Here is an 18,729-nt window from a genome sequence, read left to right as displayed (position 1 = left end):
ATGATCTGCCTTTCACGTCGGAGGACAATCATGTCGATGATGGGCAGCGCGCCGTGGCCACACCAGAGAAGGTGATCGCCAGCGAACGGGATTCCCGAGATCATCTGCCGGGCGATACCGTTACCGGCGAAGCCGTTGCCGGCCACGGCCCGGCGTTGCCGGTCACGGGCGAGGGGGTTGGCGCTGAACGAGGACATGTTGGGCCGGTTCCTGCGTGAACGCCGCGGCCGCCGCGAGCTCGACGAGATCGGCGCGATCGGCCACCGGCGCCGGCGCGGCACCCTGACCCAGGAGGACCTGGCCCGGCTGACGGGCTACTCCGTGCGCACCATCAGCGCGCTGGAACAAGGGGCCGAACACCGGCCGACCCCCGAGCTGCTGGAGGCGATCGCGGCCGCGCTGCGGCTGTCCACTGACGAGCGCAGCATCCTGTGGTACCTCGCGACCGGCTCGCTGCCGCCCGCCGTCGACGACGTCATCGAGACCGATCCCGCGCTGAGGCGTACCGTGCTCGCGCTCGATCCGCACCCGGCGTATCTGACCGATGCGTTCTGGCAGGTCGAGGTGCAGAACTCCGCGTTCGCCACATGGATCTGCGACTTCACGCAGCGGCCGGCCGGTGAGCAGACCATCCTGCACTGGTTCTTCCTCGATCCGCATTCGCGGCACGTCCTGGTCGATTGGCATGCCGAGGCGGCCATGATCATGGCGCGGTTGCGGGCGCGGATGCTGCGCTCATCCCGCAGCGCCGACTACGCGGCCATGGTCGAGAAGATCTGCGCCCGCAGCGCCGACGCCCGGCAGATGTGGGAACGGCAGACCGACGTGCTCCTCGACGGGCCGCTGCGCGACGGCGTCTTCCGCCGTCCCGGTCACACCGATCCGTTGCAGCCCAACGATTCGGCGTATCACGTCCGGCTCAGCTTGACGACGCTCGCGCCGGTGCGTACCGGCGATGAACGGCGGTTGGTGGCCTTCCTGCTCCCCGACGGATTCCCGCTCGTCTCCCGGGACGGTGTCTGCGGTGCGTGCCTGCGCGAAGCCGGCGTCGAGCCCGAACGGCTTCACCAACTCGACCGTCGCTGAGCCGCGGGCGCCACGTCAAGCGCCGGAAGAGGCGATTCGCCCTCGGTGGGCGGCCGGCGACGCTTCCTCAGCGGGCGACCGACAACGCGAACGGCACCGGTCCCAGGGCGGCGATCAGTGGCCGGACGACGAGGACGAAGGACTCCGGCCACCACGCGTACGCGACGCCGCCGAGATCGATGATGCTGCCGTCCGGCCAGCCGAGGTCCGCGAGCAGACCGGTGACGACCCGTTTGGCGTCGGCGTCGTCTCCACAGAGGAATGTCGCGGGCGGCGCCGCGAGACTGCCCGGGTCGGCCATCAGAGCCGCGGGTCCGACCGTGTTCAGCGCTTTGACCACCCGGGTCTCGGGCAGCTCCTGTTGCAGGCGCTCGGCGAGGTTGGCGTACAGCAGTCGGGTGGCGAAGCCGTCCGGTCCCAGCTCGACGGCGTTCGCGAGGTCGAGGAGCACCTTGCCCCGCAGTTGCGGCGCGAGGCGGCCGAGCACCTCGACCGAGGCGGCGCCCGGCAGGGCGTTCACCACGATCTCGGCGGTCGCGGCGGCCGGACCGAGCCGGTCGCGGGTACCGATGAGGACTTCGTGGCCGGCGGCCGACCAGGCCGGCGCCAGGGCGCGGGCGACGTTCCCGGCGCCGAGGAGGGCGATCACGCTCATACGCCGACCGTAGAGTGATCCTGATCCGGTGCGACAGTACGCACTTCAGAGTGCCTGGGCAGGAGGAGCGGATGCCGACGATCAAAGCGCCCGAACGGCGGTCGGCCGCGCGGGCGGTGCACCTGGACGCGGTGGCCGGCTGCCCGACCCATCGGGTCCTCGGCCGGCTCGGCGGGCGCTGGGTCAGCCTCGTGCTGAAGGAGCTCGCCCTCGGGCCGCGCCGCAACGGCGAGCTGACCCGGGCGGTGCCGGGCGCGACGCAGAAGATGCTGACCGAGACGCTGCGCGGTCTGGAGCGCGACGGGCTGGTCGGCCGGTCGGCGGTCGCGGGCAGCCCGGCCGGCGTCGCGTACCGGCTGACGGCGTTGGGGGAGAGTCTGCTGCCGGTCATGGCGGCGGTCACGGTGTGGGCCGAGGAGCACATCGCCGAGATCGACGCGGCCCGGTCGGACTTCGATCCGCGCCGCTGAAGCGTGCCGCAGGGTCAGAGGGTTGCCCGCATGACCCAGCGCCACTTGGCGGTCTTGCGTACGCGGACGAAGCCGAATCGCGCGTACAGCTCTTCGGGCCCGGTGTGCAGGTAGGCGCCCCGCTGCGGCGGCCGCTCTTCCGTCTGCTCCGGGTACGCCTCGACGACACCGCCGCCGGCCCGCTTGATCTCGTCGAGCGCTGCTGCCACCGCCGCGGCGGCGACGCCCCGGCCGCGGTCCTTGGCGTTGGTGAAGATGCAGCCGATACGCCAGTCCGGCGGATCTTCGACGCCCTTGTCGTAGGCGGCGCGGTTCTTGATGTTCGGCAGCTCCGCCGGGGGGCCGAACTGGCACCAGCCGACGCAGCGGTCACCGTCGTAGACGAGCACCTGATGGACGGTTCCGTTGACCACGTGCCGCTGCTTCGCCTCCCGGTTGCCCTCGGGGGAACCGGCGCTGAACGCCTCCGGATGGAAGCCCATGCACCAGCATCCGCCCCACACGCCGTTGTTGGCCTCGACGAGCACGGCGAAGTCGTCCCAGGTCTCGGGGGTCAGCAGGCGAGTCGTCAGCGTCATGGCGTCAGTGTGCCCGAGGGGACTGACATTTCCTCAAAGGATGGACGGCAGCGCACTGGAGGGTTGAGCTGCACGGACCGCCCGGTGGCTGCCCACCACCGAGCGGCCGTGCGCCGGTCAGATCTCGGCGTAGTCGAGGTTCGGGCAGCCGCCCGCGGTGCTGGCGGTGATCCGGATGGTGTTGGATCCGGCGGAGAGCGTGACTGGTATCGCCACACTGGCCCAGGTGTCCCAGTTCGCCGTCGGGTCGAACGTCGGGCCGGCGACGAGCGTGCCGTTGACGGTGACGTCCGACGGGCGCGCGGTGGTGGTGCCGTTGGCGTACGCGATGCGTACCGTGGCCGGGCCGGCCGTCGAGGCGGTCACGGTCCATTCGACGTAGGCGCCGGCGACGTTGTCGGTGTTGACGAATCCCGTGCCTGAGAAGCCGAGGTGGTTGGCCTCGACTGCGCCCTGGGAGAGGACGGCGTCCTCGGCCTCGTAGCGGGTGCCCGCGGGCGGCGGATCGTTGGCCGGCACCAGGGCGAGGTCGTTGGTGACCAGCAGCCGGTCCAGCTTGGCTCCGTCCTCCCGGTAGGCGATGGTCAGTGTGTGCGCGCCGGCCGTCAGACTCCGGGTGACGAGCGCGTTGGCGTTGGCGTCGTCGGTCACGTCGGCCCAGTGCCAGGCGGCGCCGGGGTCGATGTCGTTCCAGTCGGTCCACGGGCCGTTGTCGACGCGTACCCAGAAAGAATCGTCCGAGGTGGTGGGAGCGATGACGCGGCCCATGATCTTGTAGGTCCCGGCGTGCGTGACGCTGAACGGTACCGTGGCCCATCCCGACGTGGGGGCGCCGGCGGTGCTGTTGCTGCCGGCGGCCGCGGCGACGTAGCGGCTGCCCCACGCGGCCGGGTCGGTGCCGATCTGCATCGGGGCGGTGACGGTGCCGGACTCGGCCTCCAGGGCGTGCGTCTCGATCACCGGCGGCGGGCAGCTGACGGTGGAGCCGGAGGCGCTGACCCGCAACGCGCCGCCGGTGGTGTTCTGCCCGGTGACGCAGTATCCGGCGACCGTCTGGAACAGGGCGTCGGACGCCGAGCCGCTGCCCTTCTCGGCGGTGAAGTTGGTGAACCGTACGCTGCTGCCGGTGTTGGCGATGACCGCCGGGCGGTTGTCGTTGGCGGCGAACTCGACGGAGCTGTCGGTGAAGGTGACGTTGGCGGCGTTGTGGATGTACCAGCCGTAGGCGGGCCGGGTGCCGATGCTGTTGGGATTGTAGTTCGTCGGGTCGTTGGTGGGCACCGCGGTCGACACCGCCGAGCTGCCGCCGGGCACGGTGATGTGCACGTTGGTGAAGCTGACGTTCGTGATCTGGTTCGAGCCGGCCTCGCCCCACAGGGTCGGGGCGAACTGCGGGCTGGACTTGCCGGTGGCGGTGATGTTCTCGTACGTGACGTTGCTGATGTGGCCCACGCCGGGACTGTTGCCGCAGCGTTTGCGGGTGCCGATCTTCTGCATGATGGGTGACGCCACACCGGTCATGGTGATGTCGCGGTAGTGCACGTCGGAGATGTTCGCCCCGTCCATGGAGACCATCCCGAGGCCGGACTTGTCGGCGCTGGTGATGTTCAGCCGCTCGAAGACGTAGTCGGTGAAGTCGCCGCAGGTCTCCGAGCCGAACATCACCGCGTTGCAGCAGCCCGCGCTCACGTGCGAGTCGGAGACGCGGACATGTCCGTTGGGCAGCTTGGCGCCGAGCGCGTAGTCGCTCTTGAAGACGATCGCGTCGTCGTTGCCGTTGATGTCGGCGTTGGTGATCGTCACGTTGGTGGCGCTGATGATGTTCCACGCGTCGCGGTCGCTGGAGGTGAAGATCTTCAACTGGTCGGAGGTGATGTCGTTGCAGTTGTTGGTGAGGATCGCGAAGTGCCCGCCGCGGCGCAGCGTGATGCCGTTGAGGGTCAGGCCGGTACACCGGGTCAGCGACAGGATCTTGTCGGCCTCGCCGCTGGCGGGGTTCCCGGTGATGAGGTTGCCGCCGCCGTCGAGGGTGCCCGAGCCGGTGAAGGCGAGGTTGGTCAGCCGGTCGCCGTAGAACATGGCGTCGTGGAAGTGGCTGTGCCCGTAGTCCTGGTAGGCGTCGTAGGGGTTGGCCTCGGGCGGATCGTAGGTGTCGGCGCTGGAGCCGACGACGGTCGAGCCGGCGTCGAGCTGGACGGTGATGTTGCTCTTGAGGTGGATCGTGTTGGCCGACTTGTACGTGCCGGCGGGGAACTGCACAATCCCGCCTCCGGCGCTGGCGGCGGCGTCGATCGCGGCCTGGATCGCGGCGGAGTCGTTGGTGGAGCCGTTGCCGGTGGCGCCGTAGTTGCGCACGTTGAAGGTCGCGGCGTACGCGGGCATGCCCGCGCTGCCGATGGTCAGGATTCCGGTGGCCACCGTGAGGACGGTGGCGGTCAGCCGTCGGATGCGCATCGCCGAGTCTCCTCAGGAGAGTCCGATACATAGGAGGTATTGCCCCTGGTGCAGGGCGGACTTCCCGCATGGCGCGATATGCGGCGTTCAAACCGTAGGATTGATCGGGTGTTAAGTCAAGCGGGTCGATGCCTGCGCTCGCCGGTCGACATCCGATGTCTGCTGGCGTGATTCCCCGCTTTATCGGACTCCTTGGCGCCCCTGTGGGACGGACATCCGATGTCTTCGTCGTGGGCGTGCTCTATCCTGGGGCGCATGGCGCTGACCGACGAAGCGATCGAACGCATCAAGGAAATGATCGTTTCTGGTGAGCTGCAACCGGGCGGCCGACTGCCCAAGGAGGCCGATCTCGCCGAACGGCTGGGACTGTCACGCAATTCCCTGCGCGAGGCGGTCAAGGCGCTGTCGCTGATCCGCGTACTCGACGTGCGGCAGGGCGACGGCACCTACGTCACCAGCCTGCAGCCCGAGGTGCTGCTCGACACGGTCGGGTTCATCCTCGACTTCCACCGCGACGACAGCGTGCTGCACCTGCTGGAGGTGCGGCGCGTACTCGAGGCGGAGGCGACCGCGATGGCCGCCCGGCACATCACCGAGGACGAACTCGCCGAGCTCGCGACCCTCCTCGACGCCATGGAGCAGGCCTCCGACATCAACGAACTCATCGCCGGCGACCTCGAGTTCCACCGCCGCATCGCGGCGAGCTGCGGCAATCCGGTGCTCGCCTCGCTCATCGAGAGTCTGTCGGCCCCGACGCTGCGGGCGCGGGCGTGGCGCGGCCTGACCCAGGCCGGCGCCGCCGACCGCACCCGCGAGCAGCACCGCGCGATCCACGCGGCCCTGCTCGCGCGTGAGGCCGACGTCGCTCGCAACTGGGCCGCCGTCCACGTCGCGGGCGTCGAGCAGTGGCTGCGCAAAGCCCTCTGACGCGGGATGCGCGACCGCGTCAGCGCCGCAGCTGCTCGTACATGATCAGGAACGCGCCGAGGCCGTGGAAGTCGTTCGTCGCGCGGTCGCGGCCCACGTAGTACGCGTAGTCGCCGACGTTCGTGCCGACCGAGATGTCGGTCAGATTGGTACGCCCGTCCGGCCCCAGCGAGATCCGGTCCAGCACCCCGGCGAAACCCCGGTCGGCGTCGGCCTGGTAGGAGGTCGGCACGTAACCCTTCTCGACGGCCCTGTCGATGGTGTACGCGTACATGCTGGAGCACGAGGTCTCGGTCCAGTCGTCCGAGCGGCCGCCCTTGTCGACGACCTGGAACCAGCGACCCGACGCCGGGTCCTGGTACGCCGCGAAGCCGCGGACCATGTTCTGCTCGATCGTGATCAGCTGCGCCCGGCGCGGGTGGTCGGCCGGGATGATGTCGAGGATCTGCGTCGTCGCCATGCCGAACCAGCCGATCGCGCGGCACCAGTACTCCGGCGACAGCCCGGTCGTGTTGTCGGACCAGGTCTCGTCGCGCGGCTCGTCATAGGCGTGCTTGAGCAGCCCGCTCGCCTGCTGCAGGTGGCCGGCGTAGATCACGAGCTGTTTCGTCGCCTCGTCCCAGGCGTACGTGCTGTCCCCGACGACCTGGCCGTACTCGGCGAGGAACGGCATCGACATGAACGCTCCGTCGGCCCAGAGCTGCCCGGCCCGGCTGGCGGTCGTCGCGTGCCAGAACCCCCCGTCGGAGGTACGCGGATAGGTGGCGAACCGGTCGTGGATCTTCTGCGCGGCGATGCGGTACCTGGCGAGCCCGGTCTCCCGGTAGAGGACGAGGAGCACCCGGCCCGGGAGCATGCTGTCGAGGCTGTCGAAGCTCTGCGACACGTTGCCCTTGCTGTCGACGAACCGGTCCATCCACGCCTTGATGTAGTCGAGGTACCGCCGGTCCCCGGTGCGCTGGTAGACGAGGTACTGCCCGTACATGTAGAGCGCGACGGGGTAGCTCCAGCCGCCGATCGTGGCCGGGGTGTAGCGGGCCATGGTGGACTCGACCATCGCCACTCCCCAGTCGGTGCCGCCGGTGCCGCCGCCCGGGCCGCCGACGGTCAGCGAGTCGACATTGGGCAGGCCGCCGGCCGTCGTGGCGAGCAGCCGGACCGCGTTCGTTCCAGCGGTGAGCGGCGCTGAGAAGGTGGCCGACTGCCACGTCGACCAGGAACCGGTCGGCGCGAACGGCAACGTGGCGACCACCGCCCCGTTGACCTCCAGGCTGGCCGGGCGGCCGGTGGTGGCGCCGTTGGCGTACCGGAAGGAGAGGTTCGCCGGCCCGGCGAGGGTGGCCGAGACCGACCACTGCAGCCCGGCGCCGATCGCGTTGTCGCAGTTGGCGAAGCCGGTGCCGGTGTAGCCGGGCCAGTTGCTCTCCACCGCGCAGGAGCCGACGAAGCCGGCCGTCTCGGCCTCCAGCAGCTGTGGTGCCGCGCCGGCATCGAGGTCGAGGTAGTCGACGTTCGGGCCGCCGTTGGCCGTCGTCGCCGTGGCCCGGATCGTGTGGACGCCCGGGGCCAGGCTCACCGTCTGCGTGAACGAGGCCCAGGTGTCCCAGCCGGCGGTCGGAGCGAACGCCGGCGTGGCGACGGCGGCGCCGTCGACGGTGAGGGCCATCGGACGGTCGGCGGTCGTCCCGTTGGAGTAGCGCAGCAGCAGCGTGATGCTCGCCGCCGCGCCGGCGCTGACGTTCCATTCCACGAAGGAGCCGGTGACGTTGTCGTAGTTGACGAACCCGGTGCCGGAGAAGCCGAGGTGGTTGGACTCGACGGCGCCCTGGGAGATGACGGCCTGCTCGGCCTCGAGGCGTAGCGGCGCGGCGGCGGCGGGGGAGACCCCGGTGATCGGTATGAGCAGTCCGGCGAGCAGGGCCGGGGCGACGAGCGTCGCGAGCCGGCGGTGAGCGGTGTGCATGCGGAAGATCCTCCTGCCAAGTCACCCGATGAATTGGACGCCGCGGCGCTGCGAACAATCTTTCGCCAGGTCAGCACGATTGTTAGTTCATCTAACTTACATAGTTTGAGGTCTGAAAATACTTGGAGTGCAGGCGATGTGGCGTTCTGGCCTGATTCGGCGGCCGGGCAAAACATAGGATGTATATCTAGCGCGCGTCAAGTTTCCATGTAAAGATGCGTCAATGGCGCGGCCCGTGCGCCCATAACAGTTAAGAATCCTGGCTATTTAAGCCTCGGACTGACCGGAGGTTCCACCATGGCTCCCAGCCTCCGCACCCGACTCGGCGCGTGGTGCGCGGCGGCGCTGCTCGCCGCCGGAGTCCTCGTCGGCGCCGGCGCGCCGGCCGCCCACGCCGATCTGCAGAACCCCCGGCAGGACTTCCTGCGCGCCGCGACCGGCGGTCTCTTCCTGCACTGGGGAATGCGTACGTCGCCCGGCTACACCAGCTGCAGCGCCTGGGAGAACGCCGTCGTCGCCGGCGGCTGGGACCCGAACTACTGGGTCGCCGAGGCGAAGAAGCTGCACACGCAGTACATCGTGCTGGCCACCTTCCACAGCCGCCTCGGGTACGCCCGTCCCTGGCCGTCCGCGATCCCGGGCAGCTGCGACCTGTCCGGCCACGACTTCCTGGGCGATCTCATCGCGGCCACCAACGCCGCCGGGATGAAGACCATCCTCTACATGACCGACGATCCGCAGTGGAACGCCGAGGGCCTGCCGTCCGGGCAGAGCTGGCTCAACTCGTCGGCGTACTCGGCCTACAAGGGGCACACGGTCGACCTGACCACCCGCGACGGGTTCGGCGAGTTCAGCTACGACAACTTCTTCGAGGTCATGAACCGGTACCCGGACCTCGGCGGCTTCTGGATCGACAACGACAACCAGTACTGGCTCGACCACAACCTCTACCAGCAGATCTATGCCCAGCGGCCGAACTACACGATCAGCAACAACAACGAAGACACGCCGATCATGGACATGATCAGCAACGAGCAGAAGACCGGCATGACGCCGGCCTACGACTACCCGCAGGCGGTCTACACCGCCGCGCCCCGGCTGATCGAGGCCGACTTCAAGCTGCCGACGAACGGGTCCTGGTGGTACACGGGCACCGACAACGCCGTGGACTACCAGCTCACCCTCGGCCGGCTCGTCACCAACGCCGGATCATCCATCAAGGCCCTGATGGCCGAGACGGCCATGGTGAACGGCAAGTTCCCCGCCGCGCAGGCAGCCTTCAACAACTTCGCCAACACCTATCTCAACGCCGTCTGGGAATCGATCGGGGGCACAGAGGGCGGGGGATACATGTACGGCGGGCTCGACCCGGGCTTCTGGAACGACGGCGCGCACGGCGTCACCACGATCAGCAAGACCAACCCGAACCTGCACTACATCCACGTCCTCACGGCGCCCACCACCAGCACGCTGAAGCTGCGCGACAACGCGTACCGCATCGCCCAGGTCACCAACCTGCGCACCGGGGCGCCGGTGAGCTTCACCCAGAGCGGCGGCTGGCTGACCCTCACCGGGCTGTCGAACTGGGACCAGTACGACACCGTCTTCAAGGTCGTCACCAGCGGCCGGGCGGGGATCATCGCGCCCGGTGGCTACACCATGAGCGCCAGCGCGTCGGCCAGCGGGCACCCCGCCTCGGCCGCGGCCGACGGCGACTACACGACCTACTGGGACGCGACCGGCGCCACCACCGTCTCGCTGCGCTTCGACCTCGGCTCGGCCAAGGCGGTGCAGTACATCGGGATCAACCAGCGGGAGGACTCGACCGTGTATCCGGCGAGCGGATCCGCGCGGATCAACGGCTACAAGGTCTACACGTCACCGGACGGGTCGACCTGGACCCAGGTGAAGTCCGGAACCCTGCCCAACGCCCGTGGCGTACAGATCATCGACCTGACCAAGGTGACGACCCGGTACGTGCGGCTGGAGAAGACCAGCACCCAGGGCGCGGACCAGCTCCGGGTCGACGAGGCATGGATCGGCTCCGACTACGCCACGCCGGGCAGCGTCGCCGTGCCCGGTCCCGGCCTGCTGGAAGCGGAAACCCCGCCCGCACTCTGCGACGGCACCATCGACAGCAACCAGGCGGGGTACTCGGGCAGCGGCTTCTGCAACACCGCCAACGCCGCCGGCGCGTACGCCGAATGGCAGGTCGACGTGCCGGCCGCCGGAACCTACGCGCTGACCTTCCGCTTCGCCAACGGCACCACGGCCGACCGCACGTCCACGGTGGCCGTCGACGGCACCACGGTCGCCACACCCGCCTTCGCCCCGACCGGAGCGTGGACCACCTGGGCCACCACCGGCCTCAACACCACCCTCACCGCGGGCGTCCACACGATCCGGGTGACCGGCACCACCGCCGGCGGCGCGGCGAACCTCGACTACCTCAACCTCGCCGCCGGCGGCCCGCCGCCGGTCGACTACCAGGCCGAGAACTGCACCATCTCCGGCGGCGTCGTCGAATCCAACCACGCCGGATACACCGGCACCGGTTTCGTCAACGGCGACAACGCCGTCGGCGCCTACCTGGAGTGCGCCGTCACCGGACCCGCGACGGCGGTCACCATCCGGTACGCGAACGGCACCACGACCGACCGCCCGATGACCGTCGCCGTCGACGGGTCCACTGTCGCGACACCGGTCTTCGCCGGCAACGGGGACTGGACGGTATGGGGCTCGGTCGGCGTACCCATCTCGATCTCTTCCGGAACGCACCTCGTCCGGCTGACCGCGACCACCGCCAACGGCGGACCCAACCTGGACCGGATCACGGTCGGCTGACCCCGAACTCAGGTCCGCGGGCGCCGGGAGCCGGCGCGGGCCGTGGCGTCCGCGGACCTGACCCTCACCCCCCAGGAGCCGTTCATGAACAGAAGGAAGATGCTGCTCGCGAGCGCCGCAGTCGTCGGCGCGACCGCGGGCGCAGCGCGCCTGCGGCCGGGTGCGGCCCAGGCCGCCGACGCCTGGCAGCTGCGCTGGGCGCCCGAGGCCGGTACGCACGGCCTCGCCGCGTTCGAAGGAGTGGAAGACGACCGGGCGAACTCGCACCCGGCCGGGCAGCCGCACATCTTCGTCTCCGGCAACGACTACCGCTTCAACATGCACATGGTCGACCGCGACACCATGACCGACCGGCAGCGCCAGGAGGTCCGGGGCATGGTGTGGGGCGGCGCCGACCTGATCCTGCTGCCCGGCGAGACGTGGCGGCTCACCCATCGGATGTTCATCCCCGGCTCGCTGAAGGCGACCACCACCTTCACCCACATCATGCAGACCAAGGCGCCCGGCACCGACACACTGCCGATGATCACCATGTCGCTGCGCCGCTATAGCGGGGTGGAGAAGGTCGAACTGGTCGTCAGCGGCGTCACCGTCGGCAACGTCGACCTGGTGCCGCTGCGCAACAAGTGGATCGACGTCGAACTGGAGATGGTCATCGGCGACGCGCCGACCGGCCGGGTGCGCTGGGTGCTGCGCGACGGCGCCACCACCGTCATCGACGTCACCCGCAGCGGCGTCGACACCTTCCTGCAGGACCGGGTGCGGCCGAAGTGGGGCATCTACCGCTCACTGGGCGACACGTCCGGTTCGCTGCAGGACTGCTACCTGCTCGTCAACACGCTGCGCGCGTACAAGTGGGGCGGGGCGGAACCACCACCCGTCGGTACCCGATACGAGGCCGAAGACGCCCTCATCTCCCAGGGCGCGGCCGAGAACAACCACGCCGGCTACACGGGCACCGGCTTCGTCAACCTCGACAACGTCGCCGGTTCCTACGTGCAGTGGACCGTGAACGCGGCCACGGCGAGCATCGCGACGCTGAGTTTCCGGTACGCCAACGGAACCACCGCCGCCCGTCCCCTGGACGTCACGGTCAACGGCACGCTCGCCGCCGACGAGCTCGCCTTCGCGCCGACCGACGGATGGGAGGACTGGGACACCCGCGCCCTGGCCGGCGTGCGGCTGCGGCCCGGCGCCAACGCGATCCGGGCCACGTCCACCGGCTCGTCCGGCGGCCCGAACCTCGACAACCTCGAAGTCCAGCTGGTGTCCGGTCCGGCGGACTACCAGGCCGAGGACGCGACGATCTCGCAGGGGGCCGTCGAGTCCGATCACGCCGGGTTCACCGGGTCGGGATACGTCGACACCGACAACATCTCCGGCGCCTACGTGCAGTTCACCGCCGTCGGCCAGGCCACCGCCATCGCGATCCGGTACGCCAACGGCACCACCGTCGACCGCCCGATGACCCTCACCGTCGACGGCACATCCCTCGGCACGGTGAGCCTCCCCCCGACCGGGGCCTGGACCACCTGGGCCACCACGACGAAGACGGTGTCCCTGCCCGCCGGTACGCACACGGTCCGCCTGACCGCGACCACCGCCAACGGCGGCCCCAACCTCGACAAGATCACCCTCAGCTAAGGAGACGCTGTGCGTACCGCTCGCACCCTCCGCGCAACCCTGGCACTGGTCGGCACCGCCGCCGCCACCCTCGTCGCGATCGTCGCGGCGAGCCCGCAACCGGCGCTGGCGCTGGACAACGGCCTCGCCCGTACGCCACCGATGGGCTTCAACAACTGGAACTCCACCGGCTGCCGGGCCGAGTTCAACGAGTCGATGGTCCTCGGGATCATGGACATCTTCGTCAACCAGGGCCTGCGCGACGCCGGTTACAAGTACGTCAACCTCGACGACTGCTGGGCCGTGCCGGCACCCAACTCCCGCGACGCCAACGGCGTTCTCATCCCCGACCCGACCCGGTTCCCGCACGGCATCAAGTACCTCGCGGACTACGCCCACGCCCGGGGTCTCAAACTCGGCGTCTACACCAGCGCCGGGACCAAGACGTGCAACACCCTCGGCTTCTCCGGCGGCCTCGGCCACGAGACGACCGACGCCGCCACCTTCGCCTCCTGGGGCGTGGACTACCTGAAGTACGACAACTGCAACAACCAGAACGTCGACGCGCAGCAGCGGTACACGACCATGCGCGACGCGCTGGCGGCGACCGGGCGGCCCATCGTCTACTCGATCTGCGAATGGGGGCGTACCGACCCGAAGGTGTGGACCTGGGGCGGCCCGGTCGGCAACCTGTGGCGTACCACCGGCGACATCAGCGACAGCTGGACCAGCATGATCGGCAAGGCGCAGATCGACCGCGACCTCGCCCAGTACGCCGGCCCCGGCCACTGGAACGACCCCGACATGCTGGAAGTGGGCAACGGCGGGATGACCGCCACCGAGTACCGCAGCCACTTCAGCCTCTGGGCGATGATGGCCGCGCCCCTGCTCATCGGCTCCGATCTGCGTACGGCCTCGGCCGACACGCTCACGATCCTGAAGAACGCCGACGTCATCGCGGTCGACCAGGACCCGCTGGGCCGCCAGGGCACCGTGCTGAGCAACGACGGCGCGGGCCACGTCGCGTACGTCAAGACCCTCGCCAACGGCGACCGGGCCGTGGCGCTGTCGAACGAGACCACCACGAGCGCAACGATCAGCACGACCGCCGCCGCGGCGGGAATCGGCGGATCAGCCTCCTACACGCTGAAGGACCTGTGGTCCAAGGCCGTCACCACGAGCAGCGGTGCGATCAGCGCCTCGGTCGGTGGGCACGCGACCGTCGTCTACCGGGTGTCGCGGGCGGGCACGACGACGCGCTTCGAGGCCGAGCAGGCGGCGACCAGCACTGGCTCCACGGTGGATGCCAACTGGTCCGGCTTCTCCGGCACCGGCTTCGTCAACACCGCCAACGCCGCCGGCAGCTACGTCGAGTTCGCGGTCACGGCAGCGGCGGCCGGGCAGGCCCGGCTGACCCTCGACTACGGCAACGGCGGCACGGCAGACCGGCCCTCGACGCTGACCGTCAACGGTTCCGGCGCCACGACGCTCGCGTTCCCGCCGACCGGGGCATGGTCGCTGTGGAAGACGCAGGTCGCGACGGTCAACCTGGTAGCGGGCACGAATCTGATCCGGCTGACCGCGACCGGTGCGGGTGGCGTGGCCAACCTCGACTACCTCGACGTCACCACCGCGACGACCCCCGTGGCCAACTATGAGGCCGAGGACGCCACGATCGTGCAGGGCGTGGTCGAGTCCAACCACACCGGCTTCTTCGGCACCGGCTTCGTCAACGGCGACAACCTCGCCGGCCCCTACGTCCAGTGGTCGGTCAGCTCGGCGAGCACGGCCGCAACGACCATCACCATCCGGTACGCGAACGGCACGGCCGCGACCCGCACGGCGGACGTCAGCGTCAACGGCGTGACCCTGCCCGGCCTCTCGTTCCCGACCACCGGCAACTGGGACACGTGGGCGACGGTCAGCTTCACCGCCACTCTGACGACCGGCTCGAACCTGATCCGGGTCACCGCCACCGGAGCGGACGGCAATCCCAACTTCGACCGGCTCTCGGTCGGGTGATCGTCCCTGGCGGGTGGGGTCCGTGCAACCACACCCGCCACACGCGAGTCTTTGCCGACGTGGGCAACGCGGATTCGCTCGCGGACGCGCCGACACTGCAACGTCGGCGCGCGGCATCGCCTGGTGCTCGGTCGTCACCAGGCGATGCCGATCGGTGCGGTCATCTGGTAGCGAGTACCTGGTCCAGGTATTCCTTCAAGCTCTCGGACGGGGGGATGGTCGCGTTCCGGGCGACGACCTGACGGCACGGTCCCCATTCGACGGGGACGGCGGAGACTGCTCCGCTCTCGTCAGCCGCCCACATCACGTCGAGCGCGGTGGCGTTGGCGAGGTCTGAGGCGCCGTGGCAGCCGGCCGCGCCCTCGCGGCGTGCGGTCGCGGCGTTGATCCGCTGTCGCCAGGTGTCGACAGGACCAGGCAGTCGCGGGTCGCCGGTTGTTCGCGCCTCGTAGTGTGCGGTCAGGCGCAGTCCGGTTCCGTTGTCGGCGTAGCGGCACAATGCGACGGCCACCAGCGGGGTGGGCAGGAACGGGTCGTCGGACGTCAGGGTCGCGATGCGCATCGCGCTGATCTGGTCGATGAACTCACCGGCGCCCGACGTGGTCGACGGGCACGACGGGGTCGCGACCGTGGCGGGGTCGGTGCGGCTGATCTGCTGGCCGAGGTAGAGCTGTTTGAAGGTGTTCACCGGCGACGGCTGCATGACTCGCAGGTGCCCGTCGAGGTAGGCCAGGCCGCAGTTGCGATCGGTCAGGACGGTGACGACCCGGCCGTCGGTGTAGGTGACCGCGAAGGCGAATTCCTGGAAGTAGCCGACGGCGTCGCACATCCACTCGGAGGGGATGTTCGCGTCGGGGTGGTTCCGCTTGCGCTGTTCGTTGAAGTTCGCCTTGGTCGGCATGGCGTTGAACACGTCCAGCATCTGCGGGAGACGGGTGTCCAGCGTCCAGACGGTCTCCTCGCGCGGCGGCCCGCTCACGGTTTTGAGGCACATCGACACCGACGCGACACCGGAAGGGTCGATGAACCTACCCGGCGTATCGCTGTCGGGTACGGTCTGCAGCCAGTCCGCCGGCACCTCGGGGCACGTCAGTGCCGGCCGGTGGGGTGGCGTGGCGGTGTTGCCGATCAACTGGACGGTCATGCTGCTGCCGATCATCGCGACCACCGTGCTGACGGCCGCGGCCAGCGCGACGCGGCGGCGGGTCCGCCGAACACGCCGGGCCACGACGGTGGACCAGTCCTGCGGCCCGGTCAAGGGCGGCACGGCGTCGAGCAGTATCGCCCGTAGATGCTCCTCATCGGACATTTCCCATTGCTCCCATCTCGGCCATGCGTAGCTGCGGATCAGATCGCAACTTCGCCAATGCCTTACTTGCCTGGACTTTCACCGTGTCGGGCGAGGTCTGAAGGATCTCCGCCGTCTGGGCGACGGACAGGTCCTCGACGTAGCGCAGGACGACGATCGCCCGTTGCTGACGCGTCAGTTTGTTCAGCGCGCGCCGCACCACGTCCCGCTCGGCCTGGCTTTGGGCGACATCGTCGGGCCTCATGCCGTCCGGCAGGACCTGGGTGGGCACTTCGGCTCGCCACCGGCGCCGCCACCAGCTCACATACGTGGAGAACAGCACTCGGCGCACGTAAGGCTCCGGATCGCCGCCCGCCGCGACGCGTGCCCACCGCCGCCAGGTCGCCATCAGCGCGGTCTGAAGCAGGTCTTCGGCCTTGCCCGCATCACCGGTCAGCAACCACGCCGCCCGCAGCAGCGTCGCCGACCTGCTCGCGACGAACTCCGCGAAATCGTCGGTATCCACACCCACCTCCTACCTCCAACACGCGTTGGCCACCGCCCGCGGTAAACGAGCGGCCCATGATCGAACTCTGATCGGCCGCCTGAGCATCGTTGCCGAGGCCTCAGCAACGCTGGGACCGGCCGGAAGATAGGTTTCTTGTCGCCCGGCGGGCCGCACGTCCCGCCCCACCCGGTAGGAGAACGCTCTTGCACGACAGGCACCCGCGGCCAACCGCCCGTCGCGTGGACACCGGACTGGATCGGCTCGTCGCCGACGACTTCGCGCTCCTGGCGGGCCGGAAGGTGGGGGTGGTGTCCAACCCGACCGGCGTCGACGCACAGTACCGGCATCTGGTCGACCTCATGCACGCGTCCGGGAAGGTGAATGTCGTCGCCGTCTTCGGAGCCGAGCACGGCTTCCGGGGTTCGGCGCAGGACGGCGGCAGCGAAGGAACCTCCGTCGACCGCCGTACCGGCATCACCGTCTACGACGCGTACGAGGCATCCGGCGCCCGATGGGAACAGCTGCTGGCCGCGGCCGGGGCCGACACCGTCGTCTTCGACATCCAGGACGTGGGCGTCCGCTTCTACACCTACATCTGGACCATGTACGTCTCCATGGTCGCGGCGGCCCGGCTCGGCCTGCGCTACGTCGTTCTCGACCGGCCCAACCCGATCGGCGGGACGGCGTACGGGCCGATGCTGACCGCGCCGTACGCCTCCGCGGTCGGCCTGAAGGCGATCGTCCAGCAGCACGGCATGACCGTCGGGGAGCTGGCGCGCTACTTCAACGCGGAGTTCCTCCCGGCCGAGGCCGGGCGCCCGGTCGAGCTGGAGGTGGTGACCGTACGCGGCTGGGAGCGCACCATGTTCGCCGCCGACATCGACCTGCCGTGGGTCATGCCCAGCCCGAACATGCCGACTCCGGACACGGCCCTGGTCTACCCGGGTACCGGGCTGTTCGAGGGGGTCGCCTCGATCACCGACGGCCGTGGCACCACCCGTCCCTTCGAGCTGATCGGCGGTCTGGCCACGGACTTCGACCACCGCTGGTGTGACCGGCTCAACGACCGCGACCTGCCCGGCGTGCGGTTCCGGGAGGCGTACTTCGTCCCCGCGGTCGCCGGCCAGCACCCGCCCATGCTCAATCGGCTGTGCGCCGGTGTCGAGATCAAGGTGGTGGACCGGGCGGCGTACGACCCCATCCGCACCGCGGTCGCGATGCTCGTGGAAGCGCGCCGGTATCCGGCGTTCGCCTGGCGCGCCGACTCGTACGATCCTGTCCGGCCGTACTGGGTCGACAAGCTCACCGGCTCGGACCGGCTGCGTACCATGATCGACGCAGGGGCCGAGGTCGACGAGGTCGTAGGTGCGTGGGCCGGGGAACTGGCGGCGTTCGAGCTGCGACGGCGGCCGTACCTGCTCTACTGACCCCGTGGAAGTTGCCCGCGACCGTTAGGATCGGCTTCCTCAACCGAGGAGCGTTTTATGGCCGGGCCATGGCAGCCACCGGACGATCGGCCGGAACCCGTTGCGCCGCAACCGTATGCGGCGCCTCCCGCGTACGGTGCCCCGGTGCCGATGCGGCCTGCGGCCCGGCCGGCCGCGCCGAAGTCACGGATCTGGATTCCCGTCACGATCGCCGGCGTAGTGATGGCCCTCGCGGTCGTGTTCGGCTGCGGGGCGGGCCTGATCGCCTGGTCGCACCGGGGCACCGGCGCCCAGCCGATCGGACTGCCCGGTGACTACCCGCCGATGCCGACGGAGTCGTCGTTGCCGCTGCAACCGTCGCCTTCACCGCACATGATCGTGGGCGACCGGCTCATTCTGCCGGACCGCCTGGTCGGGCGGCCCAAGGCGCCCGCGACCTACGCCGCCGCCGCGCACACCGAACTGACCTGGGCCGCCACCATGTTGCCGAAGGGCGTCCCGTCGGTGTCCGGTGCGTACGGTGACGAAGCGAACGACAACGTCGTGGAGGTCGTCGTCTTCGGCGTCGCCATGCCCGACGCGACAGCCTGGGTGACGTCCGTCGAGCGGCACTACTCCGGACCCCAGTACGCCGACACCTGGCAGCGCGCCCTCTCGTCGCCGGTGTCCGCCAACCGCTTGCCGATGTACGCGCGCTGCGGCATCCGTGAGGAGGACGGTTCGGGAGTGTGCGTCTGGGCCGACACGAAGATGTGCGGCGTGCTGCTGTTTCCGCTGTCCGGGCAGCCGTACACCACCGAGCCGATCCTCCATCGCGACGCGATCGAGGACGCGAACGCCGTTTGACGGCGCTACGTATTCCCGGTCCCGTTCGGGCTCCAGGC

General features: G+C 69.5%; 14 protein-coding genes. 8 read left to right on the top strand and 6 right to left on the bottom strand.

The annotated features are described in order from the left end of the window. The first annotated feature begins 195 nt into the window (after positions 1-195). Positions 196-1,086, top strand: coding sequence for a helix-turn-helix domain-containing protein (locus G401_RS53080; RefSeq protein ID WP_051366949.1), 891 nt, complete (start codon positions 196-198; stop codon positions 1,084-1,086). Between the two features lie 67 nt (positions 1,087-1,153). On the opposite strand, the gene G401_RS0121450 is transcribed toward G401_RS53080, so the two are convergent. Next, entirely contained in the window at positions 1,154-1,741 is a 588-nt protein-coding gene (locus tag G401_RS0121450; RefSeq protein WP_027344120.1) for an NADPH-dependent F420 reductase, read from the bottom strand. 71 nt (positions 1,742-1,812) lie between these two features. On the opposite strand from G401_RS0121450, the gene G401_RS0121445 reads away from it, so the two are divergent. Continuing rightward, entirely contained in the window at positions 1,813-2,211 is a 399-nt protein-coding gene (locus G401_RS0121445) for a winged helix-turn-helix transcriptional regulator (protein WP_027344119.1), read from the top strand. 14 nt (positions 2,212-2,225) lie between these two features. Here the strand turns inward: G401_RS0121445 and G401_RS0121440 are convergent, their stop codons facing one another. Together G401_RS0121440 and G401_RS53075 are read right to left on the bottom strand one after the other, a co-directional pair. Further along, complete coding sequence (locus tag G401_RS0121440; RefSeq protein WP_027344118.1) at positions 2,226-2,789, bottom strand: GNAT family N-acetyltransferase; 564 nt, start codon at positions 2,787-2,789, stop codon at positions 2,226-2,228. A 117-nt stretch (positions 2,790-2,906) separates the two neighbouring features. After that, positions 2,907-5,243 carry a glycosyl hydrolase family 28 protein gene (locus G401_RS53075; protein ID WP_051366948.1) on the bottom strand — a complete coding sequence of 779 codons (2,337 nt, stop codon included), beginning with the start codon at positions 5,241-5,243 and terminating at the stop codon, positions 2,907-2,909. Positions 5,244-5,498: 255 nt separating this feature from the next. On the opposite strand from G401_RS53075, the gene G401_RS0121430 reads away from it, so the two are divergent. Then, the gene (locus G401_RS0121430) at positions 5,499-6,170 is read left to right on the top strand and encodes a FadR/GntR family transcriptional regulator (RefSeq protein ID WP_027344117.1); all 672 of its coding nucleotides are present in this window, start codon (positions 5,499-5,501) and stop codon (positions 6,168-6,170) included. A gap of 19 nt (positions 6,171-6,189) precedes the next feature. On the opposite strand, the gene G401_RS54900 is transcribed toward G401_RS0121430, so the two are convergent. Next, positions 6,190-8,133 carry a glycoside hydrolase family 88 protein gene (locus tag G401_RS54900; protein WP_084557447.1) on the bottom strand — a complete coding sequence of 648 codons (1,944 nt, stop codon included), beginning with the start codon at positions 8,131-8,133 and terminating at the stop codon, positions 6,190-6,192. A 297-nt stretch (positions 8,134-8,430) separates the two neighbouring features. Between G401_RS54900 and G401_RS47330 the strand changes: the two genes are divergently transcribed. The 3 genes from G401_RS47330 to G401_RS0121410 all read left to right on the top strand — a co-directional run bounded on the left by G401_RS47330 (position 8,431) and on the right by G401_RS0121410 (position 14,622). Then, positions 8,431-10,977 (top strand): discoidin domain-containing protein, encoded by a 2,547-nt coding sequence (locus G401_RS47330; RefSeq protein ID WP_084557445.1) that lies wholly within the window; start codon positions 8,431-8,433, stop codon positions 10,975-10,977. An 84-nt stretch (positions 10,978-11,061) separates the two neighbouring features. Next, entirely contained in the window at positions 11,062-12,621 is a 1,560-nt protein-coding gene (locus G401_RS54155; protein ID WP_157546048.1) for a carbohydrate-binding protein, read from the top strand. A 9-nt stretch (positions 12,622-12,630) separates the two neighbouring features. Then, entirely contained in the window at positions 12,631-14,622 is a 1,992-nt protein-coding gene (locus G401_RS0121410) for a carbohydrate-binding protein (protein WP_051366947.1), read from the top strand. A 160-nt stretch (positions 14,623-14,782) separates the two neighbouring features. On the opposite strand, the gene G401_RS0121405 is transcribed toward G401_RS0121410, so the two are convergent. Further along, positions 14,783-15,931, bottom strand: coding sequence for a hypothetical protein (locus tag G401_RS0121405; protein WP_027344114.1), 1,149 nt, complete (start codon positions 15,929-15,931; stop codon positions 14,783-14,785). Further along, positions 15,921-16,436 (bottom strand): SigE family RNA polymerase sigma factor, encoded by a 516-nt coding sequence (locus G401_RS47320; RefSeq protein WP_034592517.1) that lies wholly within the window; start codon positions 16,434-16,436, stop codon positions 15,921-15,923. The genes G401_RS0121405 and G401_RS47320 overlap by 11 nt, the downstream gene beginning before the upstream one ends. 221 nt (positions 16,437-16,657) lie before the next feature. Between G401_RS47320 and G401_RS0121395 the strand changes: the two genes are divergently transcribed. Both G401_RS0121395 and G401_RS0121390 read left to right on the top strand, forming a co-directional pair. Then, positions 16,658-17,845, top strand: a complete 1,188-nt coding sequence (locus G401_RS0121395) for an exo-beta-N-acetylmuramidase NamZ family protein (RefSeq protein WP_245601802.1) — start codon at positions 16,658-16,660, stop codon at positions 17,843-17,845. A 144-nt stretch (positions 17,846-17,989) separates the two neighbouring features. Next, positions 17,990-18,691: a hypothetical protein gene (locus G401_RS0121390; RefSeq protein ID WP_157546045.1), complete on the top strand. Its 702-nt coding sequence runs from the start codon at positions 17,990-17,992 to the stop codon at positions 18,689-18,691. The last annotated feature ends 38 nt before the right edge of the window (positions 18,692-18,729 follow it).

The sequence above is a fragment of the Hamadaea tsunoensis DSM 44101 genome (assembly GCF_000428945.1).
GTDB lineage: Bacteria > Actinomycetota > Actinomycetes > Mycobacteriales > Micromonosporaceae > Hamadaea > Hamadaea tsunoensis.
Note: the sequence above shows the minus strand (reverse complement) of the source record. Positions and strands in the feature narration are given on the sequence as shown.